This window comes from Corallococcus aberystwythensis, from assembly GCF_003612165.1.
Lineage (GTDB): Bacteria > Myxococcota > Myxococcia > Myxococcales > Myxococcaceae > Corallococcus > Corallococcus aberystwythensis.
In genome coordinates, this window is record NZ_RAWK01000192.1 from 1 (window position 1) to 20,060 (window position 20,060).

Genomic DNA, 20,060 nt, shown 5'->3' on the forward strand with positions numbered 1-20,060 from the left:
CCCTGCCCCTGCAGCCCGCGCCCCCGCTCCGCTCGGAGGCGCCGACCCAGGCGCTGGGGCTTCGGCGCCCTCCGGAGCCTGCTCCGGCGAAGGAGCAGGTCCCAATTCCGGATGCCGCTCCGCCCGCGAAGCGGTTCCGGTCCTCGAAACCGCTTCAGCCTCCGAAGGAACCCACGTCCTCGCAGGCCCCGTGGAACAAGCGGGTGATGGAGCTGATCCGCGGCCTGGTCAGCAGCCGCAAGCGCTGAACACGGACTGGTATTGATATTCCGTGTGCGTGTAGTTGCCGGCCGCGTCGAAGCACACGCGGTAGCTGGACTGCTGGTTGAACCTGCCGTTCTTGTCGTACCGGACCGCGGACTCGCCGGGAGGGCACACCGGGATGAGGCCCTCGGGACCGCCCGTGAGGGACTGCGCATCCCCGCCCTTCAGGTTCGGCTCACAACGCCATTCCGAACCGCAGGTGGACCTGGGCTCACAGGAAGTCGCGCCGGTGTTCGTCCAGCTGGACCAGGTACCACACGATGCCAGGGCCGCCTCCGACGTCGCCAGCGCCGCCGTCTCCTCGGCCGCGGCCTCCTCGGGCGTCAGGGCCCCGCCGCACGCCGTCAATGCCAGACCCGTGCACACCCCGGCCACCGCGCGCAGCAAAGACATTCCAGGCTTCATGGACGACTCCTTGGTCCGGCGGGGCACCGGAATGGCACCCGGCCTTCCGACAAGGAGGTATGTTAGGCCAATCCGCCAACCCCAGACCACTCCAAACCCTGTCTGAAGAAATCACTGGAACGCGATGCCTTCCAGTGAAAGTGCAGCATTGCCAGGCGAATGTCCTATCGCTTCACCCGGCGCACTGCGTGACGTCAACGCAGTGCAGCACCCGGCGGTTGTCGGGGCGTGTGGTCCTGCCCCTCTCGGAACAGGACCCTGGCCAGCTATTTCGCCGGTTGGAATCTCTTGGTGAGGGCATCAAGAATATTGCTATCAATCGCGAGCCCAAGGAACAGCCCCGGCCGTACACCCTTCCACGTCTTCTCCGTGGGGATGTCCCCATCGCCAGTGAAGCTGTCTCCCACCGCATACCCATTCGTCAGACGCGTATTCTTGTGCAGGCTGAGGCCTAGCGCGAGGGAGAGCGACCCGGTAGGTGTCAGCGCCAGGCCTACCACTGCATCTTCCGTGGGCGAGGTGGGCTTCACTGCCGCGAAGAGATTCAGGAAGTAGTTCTGTGTCTCCATGGCTTCGTAGTCCACTCCGCCGATCATCCAGACCGCACCGACATAGACCGAGAGGCCCTCCCGGTCCTTCACCTCCTGGAGGATGTCGGACGGGTCTGTCTCGAAGCGGTGGCTCGTGGCCGTGTCAAACCCCAGCATGGCCGTGGCGGCGAGGTGATAGCGCGGTCGCACGCGCGTCTTGAACACATCGACCTGGGGGGAGGACTGCGTTCCCGTGGCGACAGCTGTCCCATTGTCCTGGCCTTTACCCACGTAGCCAGGAAGGGGATGAATCTCATAGGACAGGGAGCCAGCGCCGCACCGGAACATCTGCTCAACTGGAACCAGCTTGAATTCATCCGACTTGAGACTGCCCTGGGGATTTTCGTCCGGTTTGCCCTGCTTGGCGTCCTCGTCGGGCGCCGCCTCTTCCTTCCTGCGGAACGTGTTGACGGCCTCGCAGTTCTTCGAGGTGACCTTGGGAATGAGCGTTTCAGTGCTGGGGAGGAGGAATGCGACCTGGATCCACTGCCCCTCCGCGACCGAGTTCTCCATGGGAGCGGCCACTGCACCCGATGGCAGGTGGACGAGCAGAAGGCGCTCCCGACCATCCAGTGCCTTCAGTTGCCCGAGCAGCGTGGTCTTGAGCGTAGGGCCTTGCGCAAGCCAATATTGGAGTGCACGCCCATCCAATGGAGCCGACGCCGAAGTGGGGGTGGCAGGGCCTTCTTTATCGAAGAACGCAACCGGGTCCCCTGCCGCGGTCTTGCAGTTGAAGGGAGGGCTCACCGCGCCCGCGGTATTCACCTGAAGCTGGAGGAAGGCGGGAGTGAGGTCTCCGAACCTCTGACGCTCAAGGGTGAGCACCGCCAGCGTCCCACCTCCAACCGGCTGGGTCATACCCTGCGGGGGGAAGGCGACCACGGAAGATGTCTTATCCTTTATCAAGGAGGCGCTCTCAAGCGTGGAACCCGGTGGAAGGGTGACTTCGATGCGGAGCGCTCCCCCCTTCGTCGCATCCCCTTGCTGTAGCTGGGTACAGGTTGGCGAACCTCCCACTTCCTTGACCTCGTAGGTATATGCCTTTTCCTGGGCCCAGGCGGGCCTGAAGCAGATGAACATACACACTGCCGCTACGATTCTACTCCAATGCATGGAAGACCCTCTCTGCGCGAATGACCATGGTGTGGTTTTTGGAAGAGCCGACGACAAAGCCAAGCAGACGCCCCGCGTCGTCCAGGACGCAGGCGCCGCTGTCGCCATCCGACGTCACCTTGCCGGCAAGGCGGATGAGTGAGCGCATCGTCCCTTCAAGGCCGAAGTCGGCGGGGACGTCGATCGCGTTGATCCACGAGATCCGCTCGCCATCCAGGGTGATGACCCGTACGCCGATGTTGTGCTCAGAGGACTTCAGGACGCGCACCTGGACAGGCGGTCGCGTTGCGCGCGCGATGTCATTGGCGGGCAGCGGTCCCGCCCGCGCCCCATCAATCTCCTCGTCATTCCGGCACCTGCGCACGAAGCCAGCGGGAACGACCCGCCCTCCTGGAAGCAGGACGGTCACCGGCAGCCCCTCGGCCTGGGCCACGTGGCCGGACAGGTAGATGTCGCCAGTGTCGAACGCCGCGCTGAGCGTTCCCACCGTCCCTCCCACCCTCACCTTCGTGAAATGGGCCGGGAGGATGGATGTCGCCCACTGCTTGCTGCCTTGAGGCAGCTGTTGCACGTCCAGCGCCACCGTGTGTCGCCTGCTTCCGACCTGGACGTGCAATGGCCCCTCAATGAGGGAGCGGACTTCGCGCGGTGGTTTCTTCTGGCGCACCCAGACGATGAGGGAGTCCGCTTCGCGCGGCAGGCCACCCGTGTACTTCACCCCCCAAGACACCCCCACGACCTCCTTCCGACGAAGGAACTTCCGGCGCGCGGTCGCGAGCACTTTCACTCGCGCCGGCTCGGACAGATGGAGGTGACGCTTGACCCAGGGAATGCGCCTGTCTTGGGATTGCGTGCGCACCAGCGCGTCTTCCAGCCAGTGCTTTGCCCCTGGATTCGCGCGGAGGCTCACTCGCAGGAGTTCCGCGACAGAGATTCGTCCCGACTGCACCGCGCTCAGCGCGTCCCGGACCAGTCTGCTGGTGGACGCGCTCACGAGAGGGGCTCCTCCAGCGGATCAGCCGGGCACCCTCTATTCCAATGTTCTGCTGACATGCATCCTCCTACTGAGGCGCGGCTCCGTGGTGTTGGCACCCGCTGTCCGTGGTTCGCTCGCCCCCTCCGAACCGCGGGCTGAAGGCGCTCACAGGCTGAGCAAGCCTCGTGCCTGGGTCGTCCAGCAGTGGACATCCATTGTCGGGAGGTGCGGCCCTGGCCCTCCATCGAAGCTGTGTCCAATCGCCTTGAATCGAGCGCCGTGAACTGTCCACCCGGGTGGACAACCACGAGGGACGTGACCTCGTGACAGCGGGTGGCGCGCAAAGTGCTTCTGCTCCGTGGCGAATGAGCCGAGCCCAGGTCCAGCGAATTGCCCGCCCCAAGCAGGGCATTACAGTCACCGTCATGACGGCGACTGAAGACGTGACCGCGCGGGAGCGGGACCTCTACCTCGGCATGCTCCGCATCCTGGACTCCCCTGAGCCGACCGAGCCCATGCGGAATGTCTTGGAGACCCTGGTGGCTTTGAGCCAGGCCCAGCGGGCCTATCTGGAGTTGTACAGGGACTCCTCCGCGGGGGACCGTCGCTGGTCCCTGTCGCATGGCTGCTCAATGAGTGACGAGGAGCAGATTCGCGCCACCACCTCACGGGGTATCGTCACGGCGGCCATCGCCTCCGGAACGACAGTCCATACGGCATTCGCACTGCTGGATGAGCGCTTCGCCGGCGCGCCCAGCGTCAAGAAGCAGCGGCTGGAGGCCGTGCTCTGCGTGCCGCTGTTGGGGGGCGTGCCCGGAGTGCTCTACCTCGAGGGCAAGCGTGGGGCGCCTCCATTCTCAGCCGAGGTCATCCGAATCGCGGAGCACGTCGCACGGTTCATCGGAACCGCCGCGCAGAGGGCGGGGGCTCACAGGCCGCCAGACGCCGAGGACGCAACCCGTCCTTTCCGGGAGCGGCTGAGGCTGGAGGCCGTCGTGGGCCGGAGCCGAGCGCTCGCCCATGTCTTGCAGCAGGTGGAGCTCGCGGCGCCGCTTGACGTCACCGTGCTGATCACCGGTCCCTCTGGCACGGGGAAGACGCAGATCGCCCACGCCCTCCATGACAACAGCAAGCGCAGGAACGGCCCCTTCGTGGAGCTCAACTGCGCGGCCATTCCCGAGGGACTCTTCGAGAGTGAGCTGTTCGGCATGATGCCCGGCGCCTTCCCAGGCGCCCGCCGGACGCCCGGCAAGGTGGAAGCGGCGGAGGGAGGCACACTGTTCCTGGATGAGATCGCCGAGATTCCGCTTACGGCCCAGGGCAAGCTGCTTCAGTTGTTGCAGTCCAAGCAGTACTACGCCCTGGCAAGTCCGCGCGTGGCGAAGGCCAATGTGCGAATCATCGCCGCCACCAACGCGGACCTCCCGCAGCTCGTGGCGGACAAGCGCTTCCGGGAAGATCTGCTCTACCGGCTCAACGTCATCACGATCCGCATGCCCGGCCTCACCGAGCGGCGGGAGGACCTGGGAGTCCTGGTGGACGAGTTGCTGCTCCGGCTGGCCTCCGAGCATGGGCTGCCCCAGCTCCGGGCCTCCCCCGCGTTCCATGTGGCATGCGAGATCATGGATTGGCCCGGCAACGTGCGGCAGCTCCGCCACCGGCTGGAGGCGGCGCTCATTCGCGCATGCCACGAGGCCGCTACCTGGATTGAACCGCGGCATCTCTCCGAATCACTGCAGGCTCCCCCTGAGCGCCCCGCCTCCTTCCACGAAGCGACCCGGCAATTCCAGTGTGAGCTCATCCGCCGTGTGCTCAAGGAGGTGGATTGGAACGTGAGCGAGGCGGCCCTCCGGCTCGATCTCACCCGCGCCCATGTCTACAACCTCCTCAAGGCTTTCGAGCTGAAGCGGGATGACAAGAAGTGACGCGGTTCATGGACGCAACACCCAGAGGAGAAATGATGTCAGACTTTGAAAAAGCCGTATCGACCGACGAATTCGCTGACGCCGACACCCAGCCCAAGGCGTCCGCGCATGAGCTGAAGAAGTGGTGGCACCGGAACACCATCGCCCCCAGGTTCTATCCCTACATCGTCAAGCGGATTGGCGAGGAGACGACTCCAGACGGCCTTCGGTATCTCTACTTCCAACTCGCTCGCAGGGAGGACCTGAAGGACCCCAACAACCCTGACAATGCGAAGCGCTTCAGGGTGGAGTTGACCCAGCAGCACAAAATCTGCTGGCCGGACCTGCCTTCGACCGCGCAGCTCGCGACAGAAGCCCACCCCTACGGGTTCCTCATGCTCACGGCTGATTGGGAGGCCAACGCGAACAGCGAACTCAGCAATGCGTTCGATGTCACCTCGCTGCGGGAATCAGGGGAGAAGTGGCCCAAGTCAGCGAGGACCAAGGACTTGCTGCGTGCCTTGAGTGAGGATGAAGCGCTGGAGGACATGCCGCTGCTCGAGGCTCTCAATCACATCATGAACTCCCTGCGCTAGCGGAGCACACGGCCATGCTGACGCATCTCACCGTTATCTCCTATACGCATGACTTCCAGACCCTCTTCGAGGACATCGACGATGCCCTCCTGACCGGCAATGCCTTCCATACCGGGGATGAGACACAGGATGAGCACCCAAAGCGGAGGAGGCCCGTGTCGCATGCAAAGATAGAGCGCTGTCAGAAGTGGAAAAACCTTCCGAATCTCGCCCTGAACGTGGGACGCCCGATCGACCTGCTCGACCTGGTGGGCCATGGTTCATCCGAGGACTTCGAGCTTGGGGATGGCCCCTTCCTCCTGAGCCATGTCGAGCCTCCCGAAGTCATTGACGTCATGAAACGGGTGAAGCCACATCTTGCTGACAAGGCCCGGGTCCGGCTGCTCGGCTGCGAGACGGCTGTAGGAGAGAGCGGACTGCGGATGCTGAAGAACCTTTCGAGGGCGCTGGAACGGGAGGTCCTCGGCACAACGGTGGAGTTGCTTTCCACGGACTTCGGTCCATACGGACTCAGTGAGGAGTTTGCCTCGGCCTATCTGTACTCATCGCACCAGGACCAACCGACAGAGGCTTTGAGCCGTGATGCGTTTGCGAAATTCATGCGGCAGTTGCCTCACCCCTGGGAGCAGCGGTTGCCAGGCTATCAATTGATTGGCCGTGGTGAACCCTTCTTCGCGGCTGCGTTCAGCCTGCGCGTCCAGGGGAGTACCGTCTCCGTAGCTTCCGACCGGCGGCTGGTGCTTGTCAGGGATCAGCGAGAGGGGCCTCCGCTCATGCTGCGCTGGAGCAAGCTTGAGCCCGCTCCAAGCATGGAGAAGCTGCTGCCCTCCCTGCGCTGAGTGCCCGCCTGAAATCGCCGGAGCGGGCGTCAGCGGCGCTCGACACAGCGAATGCCGAGCGCGAAGTCGAAGCGTCTGGCGGGGAGGTGGGTGCTCCAGGAAACCTCGTGGTGCCTGGCCTGCACCGGAGAATCCCAGCGGCCGCCGGTGGAGATGCGCAGCCCCTCGTTCTCTCCGCGAGAGGCAGTGGTCTGGGTCCATTCACCGACGTTCCCCGCCATGTCGAGCACGCCGTACGGGCTCCGGTCCGCTGGAAATGAACCCACGGGCGCGGCTGCCGGATACGGGTCATCTCCTCCGAGGTTCGCGGGCGGGCTCCGCGGGGCCTCCAGCCAGACGGTTCTCCTTCGAGGCGCCGGGTTCGCGCTCGTTCCTCCGGGACCGAGCGCGAGCCCACCTCGAAAGGCCTTGCGCCACTCGTCCTCCGTGGGGAGCTGCTTGCCCATGTACCGGCAGAAGGCTTCCGCATCCGAAGCGTCCACCCCTGTGACCGGCATGGCGGGCTCCCGCATCGGATCGAAGAATGGCATCTTCGGTGGGGGTTCCCGGCTCTCCTGCGTCCGGCGAAGGACCTGCGTCTCGAAGAGCCAGAACTGGCCATTGGTGACCTCGGTCCGATCGATGGAGAACTCCGCGACCTCAACGACCTGCTCGGGCTCTGGCGAGTCCTCCAGTTCGGGCCTCCAGTAAGGCCCGGCGGGAATGGGAATCGAGTCCACGCGCGAGGCTCCGCATGTGGGGATGGGAACGCGGAGCTCCAGAGGCTGCCCGCTCTGCCTGTCATGGTAGCCAGGGAGCTGCTGAATGCGCGCGATGGAAGGCGGGCAGTCACCCCGGTCCACGATGAGCCAGGACAGTCGTGACGGGGCCTCGACACGCTCGTGCAGGCTCCCATCCGGGGCCCGCCATCGGTGGCTCCGCAGCAGCTCCCGTTCCGGATAGGGCCTCGCTTCCTCCGGCATCAAGGCGCCATCCGCGGGCCGGAGCGTCCAGTCCAGCGTCACCCCCTGGGCGGGCTTCCACTTCTGCGTCAGCGGATCAAAGTCATGGGGCTCCAGTACCAGCTCGAAATCGCCCATGTTCGCGGAGGCCATCCGGATGTCGTCCTGCCGGCGGATCGCCTCGAGCTGCTTCTCCCGAAAGGCCCACGCGGCGAGCAGGGAGACCAGCGCGATCAAGGCGAGTGCGGCGACATAGCCGCTCAGCAGCCACCTGCGCCGGAGTGTCATCCTGCGCGCACGCTGGCGACCCGCTTCCAGGAACTCACGCGAGCGCGTCGGGAGCTGGACGTCCCATTCCGCGACCCGCCAGAGCGCCTGGCTCAACGCCTCGTCCGTCCAGGTCTCGTCGTCCGGGCGCCCACGCTGCTCCCAGAGCTGGGCGGCCTGCTCCAGCTGCTGCGCGAGCACCCGCCCTTCATGCGTCTCCTCGAGCCAGCGCGTCAGGTCCGGCCAGGCCGCCACGAGCGACTCGTGAGCCAGCTCCACGAAGGGCTCATCCGTCTGTGGGTCCCGCGTGACGGTGACAAGCCTGTTGGAGAGGAGTCGTTCCAGGACGCGAACCCCTTCCGCTCCGAGCCCCTCCAACAGCTCCACCTGCGGGCGCGGCCGCCGCGTGCCAGCGGCGGTCACCAGTCGCAGGAGCAGGGACCTCGCCCTGTGGAATTCGTCCGCCGGCAATTGACGGAGTAGCTCCTGCGCATGCGTGGCGAGCGCGCCTCCCACTCCTCCCATGGCCTCGTAGACGGAGGCGCGCAGCAATCTCTGCTGCGTGTCCCGCCGCTCCCACAAGGCCATGCATGCGAACTGGAGCAACGGCAGCCCCGCCGCCTGCCCCTGGACATCGGCGACCAATCGCGGCACGAGCGAGGGGTCATCGGTGGAGTACCCCACCCGCCGCAACGGTCCGCTGATGGCTTCCTGGAGTGCCGCGGAGGCCAGCCGCGCGAGCATGAAGGCCGCCCCCAGATGGGGCCGCAGGGGTTCCAGCGCGCAGAAGGCACCGAGGTAGTCATCCCGAAGCACAACGACGACGCGCCATCGCCCATCCGCGGCGGCAACCGCGGCCAGGCATGTGGCGACCTGGAGTGCCTCCGTCGCCGAAGCCAGCGTGAAGAGTTCCTCGAAGGCATCGAATGCAAGCAGGACCTGCGTCCCCGCCGTCTCACACTGACGCCGCAGCAGTCGGACCACCTCGCCGGGGCGCTGGGCGAGCACCTCCGCGAGGACATCCGCGGGGGGCTCGCCAGAGAGCCCCGCGACCAGCATGGCCGCCAGTCTTCCCAGCGGCCTGGGACCCGGACGCACGTGAAGGACCGACCAGTGGCCCATCCGTCGTAGGCGGGCAATCACGCCCGCATGGAGGAAGGAGCTTTTTCCAATGCCAGAGGGGCCTACCAGCGGAACGAGCTCCTCGTGGCGCAAGCGCTCGATGAAAGCGTCCAGCTCCAGCTCTCGGCCAAAGAAGTCCTCGGCGTCAGCCTCCGTGAATGGGCGCAGCCCCCGGAAGGGGGTCCGATTTTCCGCGGGGCCGGGACCTGAGCCGAGCGCCTCGCCGAGCGCTTGCGCGAGGTCCTGCGCGGACGGTCGTTTCCCGGGGTCCATGGATAGACATGCCCGCAGCATCAGGCCGACGGGCAGTTCCAGGACATGCGCTGAGAGGTCCAAGGGGCGAGGGCTGAAGGCGAAGTGCGCGAGCTCATCATCCGCCAGAGGCCTGCGCCCCTCGAGCAGCTCGCAAGCAATGATGCCCAGTGACCACACGTCGATGGCGGGCGTGGGTGGAGCTCCTCGCCAGCGCTCGGGCGCCATGTACGCCGGCGTGCCCGAAGCAGCCCCCTGCTCGGCGCCCGCGTGGCGTGCCAGTCCGAAGTCCACCACCCGGACCCGTCCATCCCTTGGCAGGAGAACGTTCTCGGGCTTGAGGTCCGCATGGATGATGCCATGGCGGTGGGCCTCGGCCGTTGCCTCGGCGATGGCGCGGCAGATGCGAAGCGCCTCGCTGGGACTGTACCGCTCCTGGGTGAGTCGCTGCCTCAGGGTCTCCCCGTCGACATACTCGAGCGCGAGGTAGGGCCGACCGCGGTGCCTGCCCACACTGTGCACGGTCACGATATGCGGATGGTTGAAGCGTGCTGTCGTCCGCGCCTCTTCCAGGAGCCGCTCCGCGTCGTCCTGGCCGAGCAGCTCTACCCGGAGGAACTTCAGCGCCACCCGCCGCCCGAGCGCGAGGTCCTGGGCGAGGAAGACCTGCCCCATGGCCCCCTCACCGAGCGGTTTCAGGATGCGAAAACCATCCACCTGACTGTCCGCTTCGAGGCCCCCCTCCCCATGAGCAGGGAAGGAAACAGCGGGTCCACGCGCCATGCTCCCATTGTCCGCCACGCGGACCGGTAGCGTCGAGCCTTTCGTTGGGCAGGACCGCAACCGCCAGCATTCAGCCCTGTACCAGGCATCACACTACCGGCTGGCAATCCATTGCTTCACCTGCGCCAGCTCGCGCCGGGTCATGGATCCGCCCTGGGTGAAGCCGTCCTCGGCCTGCTTCGCCAGCGTGAGCGCCCGCGTGTGTTCCGCCGGCTGGCTCCAGAGCGCCTGCGCGAGCGCGAAGTGCGTCATCGCCGCGTCCACCGGGTTCCAGCCCAGCGGCGCCAGCACGCGCTCGGACGTCTCCAGCAGTTCGCGCGCATTCTCCCCCTGCCCCAGCAGGAAGTACGCGAGCCCCAGCGCCGTGCGGCTGTGGATGGTGCGAGCGTGCTCCGCGCCCAGCGCGCGCGACTTGGAATCCAGCGCCGCGCGCAACAGCGGCACCGCTTCCTTCGGCCGGCCCTGCGCCACCATCAGGCGCCCCACGTCCTCCTCCAGCGTGTCCACCGCGAACTCCTCCGGCGGCAACACCTTGCGCTGGAGCGCCAGCCCTTCCTGGAAGTGCGCGAGCGCGTCCGCGTCCCGCTCCAGCCGCTCCTCCGCGCCCGCCAGCGCCTTCAATGAATCAATGGCCTCGCGGCTCTCCGCGCCGAACCCCTGACGCATGCCCTCCAGCGCCTGCTTGTGCAGCGCGAGCGCCCGGTCCGGCTCGCCCAACGACTCCTGCACCAGCCCGATGTCATGGAGCAGCATCAACGTCTGTGAATTGAGCGGCCCCAGCGTCTGCTGCCGCAGCGTGTACGCGCGCTGAAGCCACTCCAGCGCCTTGGGCAGGTTCCCCGCCTCCTGCTCCGCGAAGCCCAGGTTGGTGAGCGTGCCCGCGAGCAGCGGATGCACCGGCCCCAGCCGCTCCTCGTAGATGGCGAGCGCCTTCTGGTACAGCGCCGTGGCCTCCGCCTTCTTGCCCTGGCGCAGCATCACCATGCCCAGGTTGTTGTAGACCTTCCCGGTGTCCACGTGCGTGGGCCCCAGCGTGCGCTCACGCAACGCCAGGGCGCGCGTGTAGTGCGCTACCGCCGCGTCGAGCGCGTCCTCGTTCATCGCGAGGATGCCCTCGTGGTTGGCGAGCCGTCCCTCCAGGTCCGGCGCGGAGCCCAGCCGTTCAATGAGCGCGTGCGCCTGGGCGATCCACAGGTGGGCTTCGGGGAACCACTCGGGCTGATTGCTCAGGCCGAGCACCAGCTCCGTGGCCACCTGGAGCGCCACCTCGTCATGCCGTCCCGCCGTGGCGGCGGCCATGGCCTCGTGCCACGTGGACCTCGCCTCGCGAGACCGGCTCATGCGGTGGTGGGCCCAGCCCAGGACGTGAAGGGCCTCCGCCTCCACGGGCCGGTAGTGCGTCGTGTGCGCCGCGTCCACCGCCGCCTGGGCCACGGGCACCGCCTGCGCGTAGCGGCCCGTATCGAGCAGCGCCTGCGCATGCGCCACGTCCTGCCGCACCGCCTCCACGCGAGCGCGCGCCGCCTGGTCCTCCGGCGGGGGCACTGCAGAGGAGAGCGCCTCCACGTTCGAGCAGCCGGACACGCCGCGCAGCGCATCCACCGCCTCCGCGCTGCGCTGCACCAGCGCCACGTCCGCGTGCGCCAGCTCCGTGCCCAGCGCGTCCACCGCCCGCAGGCGCCGGTCCAGGCACGCCATGCGCAGCGCCAGGTGCGCCTCCGGCTGTTCCCCCGTCACGCGCGTGGCCTCGCAGGCCTGGCGGTGCATCTGGCTCCACTGCCCCGCGTACGCATCCAGCGCGCGCTCCACCCGGTCGAAGGCGCCATCCGCGTCCTTCGCGCCGCTCTTCTCGAAGGCCTCCGCCACCGCCGCCTTCTGCGCGGGGCCCCACGCCCGGGCGAACAGCGCGGGCGCGCCGCTGCACGGCGTGGGCTTCACCCATGCCACGCCCACGCCCAGGAACAACCCGGCCACGACCGCGATCGAACGGCCCGCCAGCTTCTTCCGCCCGGCCTCCGGGTCATGCTCCAGCGCCGCCAGCAGCGCCTCCATGGACGCGAAGCGCTGCTCGGGCGTGACGGACAGGCCCTGCGCGAGCACACGGTGCACCCAGCCCGGGACGGCCGGATGCGCGGGCGGCTCCAGCTCCACCCGGGGCACCACCGCGCCCTGTGGCGCACGCTGCGAGTCCAGCAGCGTCACCGCCATGCGCCGCAGCGTGCCCTCCTCGAAGGGGCGCTGGCCGGTGAGCGCCTCGTAGACGGACACGCAATAACTGAACTGATCCGCTCTCGCGTCCGGGCCCCGGCCCGCGTACTGCTCTGGCGCCATGTACGCGGGCGTCCCCACCAGCGCGCCTGTCGCCGTGAGCCGCGTGTCGAGCGGCCCCTCCAGGAGCGCCGTCGCCGGCACCCCTGCCGCTGCTTCCGCGCCCACGCCCGCGTCGGACGCGATACCGAAGTCCGTCACCCAGACGCCGCCCTCGCGGCCCAGCAGCACGTTGTCCGGCTTGAAGTCGCGGTGCACCAGCCCCGCCGCGTGCGCCGCCGCCAGCCCCTGCCCCATCGCCCGGCACACCGCCAGCACCTGGCGCTGGGGGTGCGGCCCCTCGCGCAGCCACTGCCGCAGCGTGCCGCCCTCCACCCGCGCCATGGCGATGAACACCCGGCCGTCGTGCGTGCCCACGTCGTGCACCGTGAGCACGTTTGGATGGGACAGGCGCGCCATGGCCTGGGCCTCGCGCACCAGCCGCAGCGCGCGGGCGTCCTCCTCCTCGTCCGGCAGGCGGCGCTCGTGCAGCAGCTTGATGGCGACGGTGCGGCGCAGCTCCGGGTCGAACGCCTCGAAGACCTCGCCCATGCCGCCGCGTCCCAGCCGCGCCAGGAGCACGTAGCGGCCCACGCGCGTCGCATGGAGTGGACGCACCGGCCCGCTGGAGTCACCCGTTGGGTGGCCCGTGTTCGGCGCCTGGAAACCGGTGTCTTGAGAGGGCTGGGAGGTCTTCATCCCCTCCAGCCTACCCGCCTCCCGGTTATTCCCCTTATCCCCACCCGCCGACTTGGACCGGATTTCCAACAGCCCCTGCCCGCCTGTCCTCAAGACGGCCGAGCCCCGCGACCGCCTGATCAGGATGGGAGCCGATCCCGTCCAAGCCTGTTTTGCAGAGCTCGCTTGCTAGTCCACCTGCCGTCCGTGCCAGACTGGCGGGATGAACCGCGTCCTCCTGTTGGCCGGACTTTTGAGCCTCGTTGCGTGCAAGGGCTACATCGAGCCAAGCACCAACCCCGGAGGCCCCACCAACGACGGAGGCCCCAACAACCCGGGGGATGACGGCGGGCCCGGGGAGAACCTGGGCGCCGCGTGCGTGGTGCAGTCGATGCTCACCAATCGCTGCGCCAGCTGTCACGGCGCGATGCCGACCCAGGGGGCGACGATGCCGCTGCGCGCCCTGCACGACATGCGGGTGAGCTCGGCGATGGATGGGAAGCTCAGCAACGCCCAACGCGCGCTCATCCGCATGCGCGACGGCGCGTCACCGATGCCGCCGGCCCCGCATGAGCGCACGAGCGCCGCCGAGATCGCCGCGCTGGAGACCTGGCTCAAGGAGGGGATGCCCCTCTGCAGTGGCACGAACGACCCGCCCGTGACCGCGGTGGCCGAGCCCAACCTGCTCGATCAGTCCGCGCTCTTCAGCTGCACCGAAGGCGTGCGCTCGGATGCGCCGACGCGCATCCGCCGCATGAACCGGCGCGAGTTCACCCGCAACGTCGGTGGCTCGGTCGAGCGCAGCTGGACCGGGTTCAGCTTCTACGACAACCCGCTCGATCCCAGCGCCATCGAGCAGTACAGCTCCTGGGCCACGGACGAGACGCTGGACGAGGCCACGGTGGAGCTCTTCCTGCCGGTGGTCGGCGCGGCCGCCTCGCCGTGGACGATGAACTACCCGGACGGCAACCGGATGGAGCGGGTCTTCACCAACAACCGCTTCAGCTGCATGTTCAACGACGCGAACCCGAGCGACACCTGCAAGCGCTTCCACCTGGGCCAGATGCTCGAGTTCGGCGTCTTCTTCCGCCCGCCCACCGAGGATGAGCTCACCCGCCTCACCGCCTTCGCGACCGCGGTCATCGCGCAGGAACCGGGCAACTCCCCGCAGAACCGCGCGGACTCCATCACGCGGATCTCCAACGCCGCGTGGATGATGACCGGCGCCATGTTCCGCCGCGAGATGGGCGGCGAGCCGGCCGACGGTCGCGTGGGACTGACCAGCCTCGAGCTGGGCTCGCAGCTGGCCTACGCGCTGGCAGGGCGCGCGCCCTCGGCCACGCCGAGCTTCGTGTGGCCGTACTACTCCGCGCCCCTCGAGGGGCATCTGGCGGACGTGGCCCTTGCCGCGAAGGATGGCTCACTCACGCAGGATGCGACGGCCACCGCCCTGATCAAGAAGCACCTGGGCGGCGTCGACGCCAACCAGAACGGGACACCGCGCTTCGATCTGGTGCAGGACTACAACGAGGAGCAGCGCTCCAAGCGCGGGCAGTACTGGCTGGGTGACGGCGTCGCGGGCTTCTTCCGCGAGTGGCTCGGCTACGGGCACGTGTCCGCGGTGTTCAAGGAGTCCCCGGCGGCGACCTCGCGCTTCGAACTCGAGGGGCTCGGCTATATCAGCGCGGTCTCGTACGAGAACCTGCTGACGAACTTCCATCCGCTGGAGCCGACCTTCATCCAGCAGTTCGACGATCTGATCGCGCGGGTGGTCGTCGAGGATCAGGACGTGCTGGCGAACCTGCTCACCACGCGCACCTTCTACGTGCCCTCCATGCAGAACGCGGCGTACGACTCGCACAAGGGCCTCTCGCACCCCTACAACGTCAGCGAGATCCTCCCGGCGACCGTCGCGGGCCGCTGGAAGACGCTGCCTGCCGCGGAGCGCGCGGGCGTGCTGACCCACCCGGTGTGGCTGGCCGCGCACGGCGGCAACTTCGAGGACGATCCGTCCATCGTCCACCGCGGCAAGTGGGTGCGCGAGAATCTCCTGTGCGGCTTCGTCCCGCCGCTCAGCAGCGTGCAGGTGGCGGCCCAGGTTGGCGCTCACGCCGCCGACAAGAACGCGCGCCGCCGCCTGCAGGAGGCGACCGCTGGCTCGCAGTGTCAGGGCTGTCACCGGCTGATGGAGCCGCTCGGCCTGCCCTTCGAGATCTACAATCACGCGGGCTTCCTGCGCGCGCGGGATCACTCGCCCAGCGGAGGCTGGACCACGCCGGACGGAAGCTCGACGCTCACGTCGATGCCGGACCCCGCGCTGGAAGGCGCGGTGCGCGACGCGGTGGAGTTCAGCGAGCGCCTGGCGGCCTCGAGGCACGTGAAACGCTGCTTCGTGCGACAGACCTTCCGCTACTTCATGGGTCGCCCGGAGAACCTGAGCGACGCCTGCACGCTGACGCAGATGGAGCAGGCCTATGATCAGAACAAGGGCTCGTTCTCCAAGATGCTGACCACGCTGATGACCAGCGACACCTGGAAGACGCGGCGTGTGCCGCAGGCTGGAAAGTGACCGCCATGTTCTCGCGACGAACCGTCCTGAAGGGCATGGCCGCCGGCCTCTTCGCGCCCTATTTCCGCGACGTCTACGCCCAGTCGTCAGCGCGGCCGGCGCGCCTGGTGCTGGTCCTCGAGTGCAATGGCGTCTACCCCCGCGCGCTCCTGAGCACCGGCACCCGCGCGGCGCTGGGGGGCCGCGCCAACACCTCCGACCGCCTCTTCTGGGACGCGTACAAGGACACGCCGCTGGTGCGTGAGGGCGACAACCTCGCCAGCGCCATCAGCCTCGGGCCGCTGGCGGCGTCTTCCGGCAACATCGACCTGGTGAACCGCTCCGCCGTGCTGCTGGGGCTCTCGAACCTCATCGCGGGCGGCGGGCACTCCAGCGGGACGGGCGGGCTGAGCTGCGCGGTGAACGGCGCGGGCGCGACCTTCGACGCGGTGATCGCACCTCGCCTGCGCCGGGGTGCACCGTTCGACGTGCTGCGCCTGGGCACCAGCTCCGCGCGCGTGTCCATCGTGTACGAGACCTGCGCGCTCGGACCCCGCAAGCCCGCGGGCATCATCGTCAACCCGTCGCTCGCGTTCGACAGCACCTTCGGCTCGCTGCTCGGCGGTTCGACGAATGGGCGCGATCGCAAGATGCTCTTCGACTTCGCGCTGGCCGACTCGCGCAAGGCGCTGGCGGAGTTCAGCGGCAACTCCAACGAGCGGCTGAAACTGGAGCGCTACGTCGCCTCGCTCGAGTCGCTGCGCACGCGGGAGGACCAGCTCACCGGCATGGCGGACCGCGTGCGGCCCTACCTCCCGGTGGCGCCGAAGGACAACCCGCTCCTCACCGGAGCAGGCTCACCGCCCGACTCGCTGAAGTGGTTTGAGGCGCAGTTCCAGATCGCCACGGCGTCCCTCCTGGGCGGGCTGACGAACACGGTCGTGCTGGCGACGGGCACCTCGGGGTTCGACGTGGCCTACGGTCCGGACGTGAGCGACATCGCGCGACACAACCTGCAGCACGGCCTGGATGCGGGGCAGAACTGGGATCGCGTCGCCGAGGTCACCCGCCGCCACGTGCAGCTGGTGGCGAAGCTGGCGAGGACGCTGGCCGCCACGCCCGAGGTCGGAGCGAACGGCTCGATGCTGGACCACACGGCGATCGTCTTCATGTCCGACAATGGCGAGCAGCACCACTCCACCTCGCGTGAGTGGCCGAAGCTCGTGGTGGGCGGCAACGCGCTGGGCCTGAAGACCGACGGGCGCACGGTGGTGTACCCGAAGTTCGACGCGGCCCGGAACCGGCAGGTCTCCAACCTCTTCAACACGCTCGGCCACGCGTTCGGAGACCCGGACTTCAACACCTTCGGGCAGGAGGGCAGCACGCGCATCGCGCCGGGACCGCTGAGCGAGCTGTACGGCTGAGCCGCGAGTGCGGGCTGCTGAAGATGCGCTGAGCGCGCCGCCAATCACAGACATGCCTGCCCGCCGGGCGAAGTGTCGCTGGCGGGCAGTGGGGGCGTGACAGGCCTTGGGAGGCATTGCGTTCTTGGGTATAGCCGCGCCCATGCCCACCCTCCTCCTCAGTGCCAAGGATCTGCGCGGTCTCTACACCGTCGAGCTCGGTCTGGAAGCCGTCGAGCGTGCCTTCCTGGCCCATGGCCGTGGCGACGCGCTCATGCCCCCCAAGGTGTACCTGTCCCTGCCGAAGTACGAAGGTGACTTCCGCGCCATGCCCGCGTTCCTCGACGGCGCGGCCGGCGTGAAGTGGGTGAACGCCCATCCCCACAACCCGCGCAAGCACGGCCTGCCCACGGTGCGCGCCGTCTACGTGCTCAGCGACCCCGACACCGCGTCCCCACTGGCCATCCTGGACGGCACGCTGCTCACCGCGTGGCGCACCGGCTGCGCGGGCGGCATCGCGTCCAAGTACCTGGCCCGGAAGCAGCCCCGCACGCTGGGGCTCGTGGGCTGCGGCGTGCAGGCGCGCGTCCTCATCGACGCGCACCGCGCCCTCTTCGGGGAGTTGGAGCTGCTCCTGGCGGACGTGTCTCCCCAGGCCGCGGAGGCCCTGCAGAAGGAGAAGGGCGGCCGCGTGGTGAGCCTCCAGGAGGCTTCTGGCGCGGACATCGTCTGCTCCGCCACGCCCGCGCGCGCCCCGGTGGTCCGCCGGGAGTGGGTCCAGGCCGGCGCCCACATCAACGCCATGGGCGCGGACGCCCCGGGCAAGCAGGAGCTGGATCCGCGCCTGCTCACCGAAGGGCGCGTCTTCATCGACGACGCGGAGCAGGCCCTTCACTCCGGCGAGGTGAACGTCCCGCTGCACGACGGACTCCTCAAGGCCGAGCAGCTCGCTGGCACCCTGGGAGAGGTCGTCGCCGGCCGCAAGCCGGGCCGCACCGGCACCGAGGTCACCGTCTTCGATTCCACCGGCCTCGCCGTGCAGGACGTGGCCCTGGCCCGCGCGCTCTACGACGTCGCCCTGGCGAGGGGTGTCGGCCAGAAGTTCGACCTGGTCGAGGACGCTTAAGCCCCAGGCTGTATCCCACCCGGAGCATCGTCCTCATGGGGACAACCCACGAGGGCGGGCCTGAGACAAAAAAGAGAGCGCTCGCCGGCACCTTGGAGTTTTACCGGCGAGCGCCCCGGGCCGCGTGCCGACTGGCAGGGCCTCGTAAAGTCGCGGCGGATGTGAAGCGGCCCGAAGGCTCAACCTCACGCCACCTTCATGTTTCCTGCCGTCCGCCCCGCGTCCCGTGTCTCCGGGCCCCGCGCTCGGCGTCCGTCCTTCTCAAAAACCCCTGCGCATCCGAGGCGATTCCGCACCGCCTGATCCGCCATCCCCAGGGTGGGCACGCCTGCCTTCTCCGGCAACGCCCGAGGCGCCATTACCACACCCCGCCCACCAACATCCACGAAAATCGTACTATTCCCATTTATAACCTGCGCACACCCAGGGCCTCGCGGAAAGAGCGCCTCCCCTTTCCTACGAACGCGCCCGCCCCCAATTGCTTGAGGACGGGCGTGGATTATCCGGATCGGTCTGACATTTCCCGGCCCTGGAGGGCCGGTTTCAGCCTGGGGGCAGTCCTGCCACCTGGCGGTACAGCGCGTCATGCCGGCGCACCAGCTTCTCCAGGGACAGCTCCCGGGCGACGAAGCCCCGGGCGGCCTTGCCCATCTTCCGGGCCTCCTGGGGGTTGGCCAGCAGCCGGCGGAAGGCCTGGGCCAGTTGGGCGGGCCGCTCCGGCTCCACCACCAGGCCGCGCTCGCCGTCCGTGATGAGGTCCGGATTGCCGCCCACCCGAGTCACCACCATGGGCAGCCCCGCCGCCATGCCCTCCATCACCGCGTTGGACATGCCCTCCGCGGTGGAGCACAGCACGCCGAAGGTGGCCTGGCCGTAGAGGGCCGGGACGTCGCTCCTTTGCCCCAGGAAGTGCACCCCGTCCGCCACCCCCAGCTCCCGAGCCATCTGCTCCAGCTCCGGGCGGCGCGGGCCGTCTCCCACGAACCACGCGTTCAGCTTCGTCCCCTCATGACGCAGCATGGCAAGCGCGAGGAGCAGGTCCTCCTGCCGCTTCACGGGGTGGTTCATGTTGGCCACGTGGATGACCGTGGGGACGCCGCCGGTGTCCGGCAGGGTGTCCTTGAGCCCTTCCGCGGCGCGCGCGTCGAAGCGCTGGAGGTCCAGGCCGTTGTGGATGACGGAGATGCGCGATTCGGGCAGCCCCTCCTCGTGGATGAGCAGCTGGCGGATGGCCTCCGCGTTGGCGACGACGTGGTCCGCCATGCGCGTCATCTGTGCATGCAGCTTGCGGCGGGCCTTGCCCTGCCAGTGGGACAGGTCCAGGCGGCCCACGATGACCTTCGCGCCCGCGAGCTTCGCGGCCGGCACGGCGATGATGCTGGAGTAGAAGTCGTGCACGTGCACCAGCTGCACACGGTTGGCCTTGAGCCAGCGGGACATCCGGTGGATCTGGAACAGCGTGTTGGGCTGGATGAGCGACCCGTTGAGGGAGAACACCTCCGGCGCGTGGCCCAGCTTCCAGACCGACTCCATCAGCGGCCCTTCGCCCTCCAGCACCGACACCTGCAACTGGTAGCTGGAGGGCAGGCCTCGCAGCAGCTCCAGCACCTGGACCTCGGTGCCGCCAATGTGGAACGACCGGGTGAACTGCACCAGGCGGAGGGGCTCCTGCCCCATCCGCGCATCCTCACGCCGCATGCCCAGACCCCTCCCACGTGGCCACCGGCGCGTCGTTCAGCACCGGCTGCCTCCCCACCGCCAGAGCCCGCTCCCGTGCCTGCGCGATGCGGTGCGCGCTCGCGGCCAGGCCGAAGAGCACGTAGCAGTGCGCGGACAGGATGTAGCCCGAGAACAAGTCACAGATGAGGTAGCCCGCCACCGCCGCCGACAGCGCTCTGGCCAGCCACCCCATTTCCGAGTCCGCCGACGCGGCCACCGCCCCGCCC

The 20,060-nt window shown here is 68.2% G+C and carries 12 protein-coding genes and 2 pseudogenes; 7 read left to right on the forward strand and 7 right to left on the reverse strand.

Translation table 11 applies throughout. The annotated features are described in order from the left end of the window. A pseudogene (locus D7W81_RS43060) lies at window positions 1–248 on the forward strand (hypothetical protein); the annotation flags it as partial. Here the strand turns inward: D7W81_RS43060 and D7W81_RS27665 are convergent. The 3 genes from D7W81_RS27665 to D7W81_RS27675 form a co-directional block, all read right to left on the reverse strand. After that, a complete protein-coding gene (locus D7W81_RS27665) occupies window positions 229–669 on the reverse strand; it encodes a hypothetical protein (RefSeq protein ID WP_244227472.1) in 441 nt (146 codons plus the stop codon). The pseudogene D7W81_RS43060 and the gene D7W81_RS27665 overlap by 20 nt on opposite strands. A gap of 266 nt (window positions 670–935) precedes the next feature. Then, window positions 936–2,339 carry a hypothetical protein gene (locus D7W81_RS27670; RefSeq protein WP_120558393.1) on the reverse strand — a complete coding sequence of 468 codons (1,404 nt, stop codon included), beginning with the start codon at window positions 2,337–2,339 and terminating at the stop codon, window positions 936–938. A gap of 19 nt (window positions 2,340–2,358) precedes the next feature. Then, entirely contained in the window at window positions 2,359–3,366 is a 1,008-nt protein-coding gene (locus D7W81_RS27675; protein ID WP_120558394.1) for a hypothetical protein, read from the reverse strand. 278 nt (window positions 3,367–3,644) lie between these two features. Between D7W81_RS27675 and D7W81_RS27680 the strand changes: the two genes are divergently transcribed. From D7W81_RS27680 to D7W81_RS27690, 3 genes are read left to right on the forward strand one after another with little or no spacing between them, the layout of a single operon-like run. Next, window positions 3,645–5,273 (forward strand): sigma-54-dependent Fis family transcriptional regulator, encoded by a 1,629-nt coding sequence (locus D7W81_RS27680; protein ID WP_244227473.1) that lies wholly within the window; start codon window positions 3,645–3,647, stop codon window positions 5,271–5,273. Between the two features lie 8 nt (window positions 5,274–5,281). Next, window positions 5,282–5,848 carry a hypothetical protein gene (locus D7W81_RS27685; RefSeq protein WP_147445642.1) on the forward strand — a complete coding sequence of 189 codons (567 nt, stop codon included), beginning with the start codon at window positions 5,282–5,284 and terminating at the stop codon, window positions 5,846–5,848. Between the two features lie 14 nt (window positions 5,849–5,862). Beyond that, window positions 5,863–6,687, forward strand: coding sequence for a DUF4347 domain-containing protein (locus D7W81_RS27690; protein ID WP_120558397.1), 825 nt, complete (start codon window positions 5,863–5,865; stop codon window positions 6,685–6,687). Window positions 6,688–6,716: 29 nt separating this feature from the next. Here the strand turns inward: D7W81_RS27690 and D7W81_RS27695 are convergent, their stop codons facing one another. After that, on the reverse strand, window positions 6,717–10,052 hold the full coding sequence (locus tag D7W81_RS27695) for an nSTAND1 domain-containing NTPase (protein WP_147445643.1): 3,336 nt from the start codon (window positions 10,050–10,052) through the stop codon (window positions 6,717–6,719). Between the two features lie 93 nt (window positions 10,053–10,145). After that, window positions 10,146–13,058: a serine/threonine-protein kinase gene (locus D7W81_RS27700; RefSeq protein ID WP_120558399.1), complete on the reverse strand. Its 2,913-nt coding sequence runs from the start codon at window positions 13,056–13,058 to the stop codon at window positions 10,146–10,148. 202 nt (window positions 13,059–13,260) lie between these two features. Between D7W81_RS27700 and D7W81_RS27705 the strand changes: the two genes are divergently transcribed. The 3 genes from D7W81_RS27705 to D7W81_RS27715 all read left to right on the forward strand — a co-directional run bounded on the left by D7W81_RS27705 (window position 13,261) and on the right by D7W81_RS27715 (window position 18,114). Next, a complete protein-coding gene (locus D7W81_RS27705) occupies window positions 13,261–15,606 on the forward strand; it encodes a DUF1588 domain-containing protein (RefSeq protein WP_120558400.1) in 2,346 nt (781 codons plus the stop codon). Between the two features lie 5 nt (window positions 15,607–15,611). Then, the gene (locus D7W81_RS27710) at window positions 15,612–17,009 is read left to right on the forward strand and encodes a DUF1552 domain-containing protein (protein ID WP_120558401.1); all 1,398 of its coding nucleotides are present in this window, start codon (window positions 15,612–15,614) and stop codon (window positions 17,007–17,009) included. A 142-nt stretch (window positions 17,010–17,151) separates the two neighbouring features. After that, window positions 17,152–18,114: an ornithine cyclodeaminase family protein gene (locus tag D7W81_RS27715; protein ID WP_120558402.1), complete on the forward strand. Its 963-nt coding sequence runs from the start codon at window positions 17,152–17,154 to the stop codon at window positions 18,112–18,114. Between the two features lie 543 nt (window positions 18,115–18,657). Here the strand turns inward: D7W81_RS27715 and D7W81_RS27720 are convergent. Both D7W81_RS27720 and D7W81_RS27725 read right to left on the reverse strand, forming a co-directional pair. Continuing rightward, window positions 18,658–19,812, reverse strand: a complete 1,155-nt coding sequence (locus tag D7W81_RS27720) for a glycosyltransferase (protein ID WP_120558403.1) — start codon at window positions 19,810–19,812, stop codon at window positions 18,658–18,660. Further along, window positions 19,802–20,060 (reverse strand): annotated as a pseudogene (locus tag D7W81_RS27725) (polymerase); the annotation flags it as partial. The pseudogene D7W81_RS27725 and the gene D7W81_RS27720, both read right to left, overlap by 11 nt.

Coding starts and splice junctions, on each gene's coding strand:
- D7W81_RS27715 (WP_120558402.1), top strand. CDS start 17,152: ATGCCCACCCTCCTCCTCAGTGCCAAGGATCTGCGCGGTCTCTACACC.
- D7W81_RS27685 (WP_147445642.1), top strand. CDS start 5,282: ATGGACGCAACACCCAGAGGAGAAATGATGTCAGACTTTGAAAAAGCC.
- D7W81_RS27695 (WP_147445643.1), bottom strand. CDS start 10,052: ATGGCGCGTGGACCCGCTGTTTCCTTCCCTGCTCATGGGGAGGGGGGC.
- D7W81_RS27720 (WP_120558403.1), bottom strand. CDS start 19,812: ATGCGGCGTGAGGATGCGCGGATGGGGCAGGAGCCCCTCCGCCTGGTG.
- D7W81_RS27670 (WP_120558393.1), bottom strand. CDS start 2,339: ATGTTCATCTGCTTCAGGCCCGCCTGGGCCCAGGAAAAGGCATATACC.
- D7W81_RS27700 (WP_120558399.1), bottom strand. CDS start 13,058: ATGAAGACCTCCCAGCCCTCTCAAGACACCGGTTTCCAGGCGCCGAAC.
- D7W81_RS27710 (WP_120558401.1), top strand. CDS start 15,612: ATGTTCTCGCGACGAACCGTCCTGAAGGGCATGGCCGCCGGCCTCTTC.
- D7W81_RS27665 (WP_244227472.1), bottom strand. CDS start 669: ATGAAGCCTGGAATGTCTTTGCTGCGCGCGGTGGCCGGGGTGTGCACG.
- D7W81_RS27705 (WP_120558400.1), top strand. CDS start 13,261: ATGAACCGCGTCCTCCTGTTGGCCGGACTTTTGAGCCTCGTTGCGTGC.
- D7W81_RS27690 (WP_120558397.1), top strand. CDS start 5,863: ATGCTGACGCATCTCACCGTTATCTCCTATACGCATGACTTCCAGACC.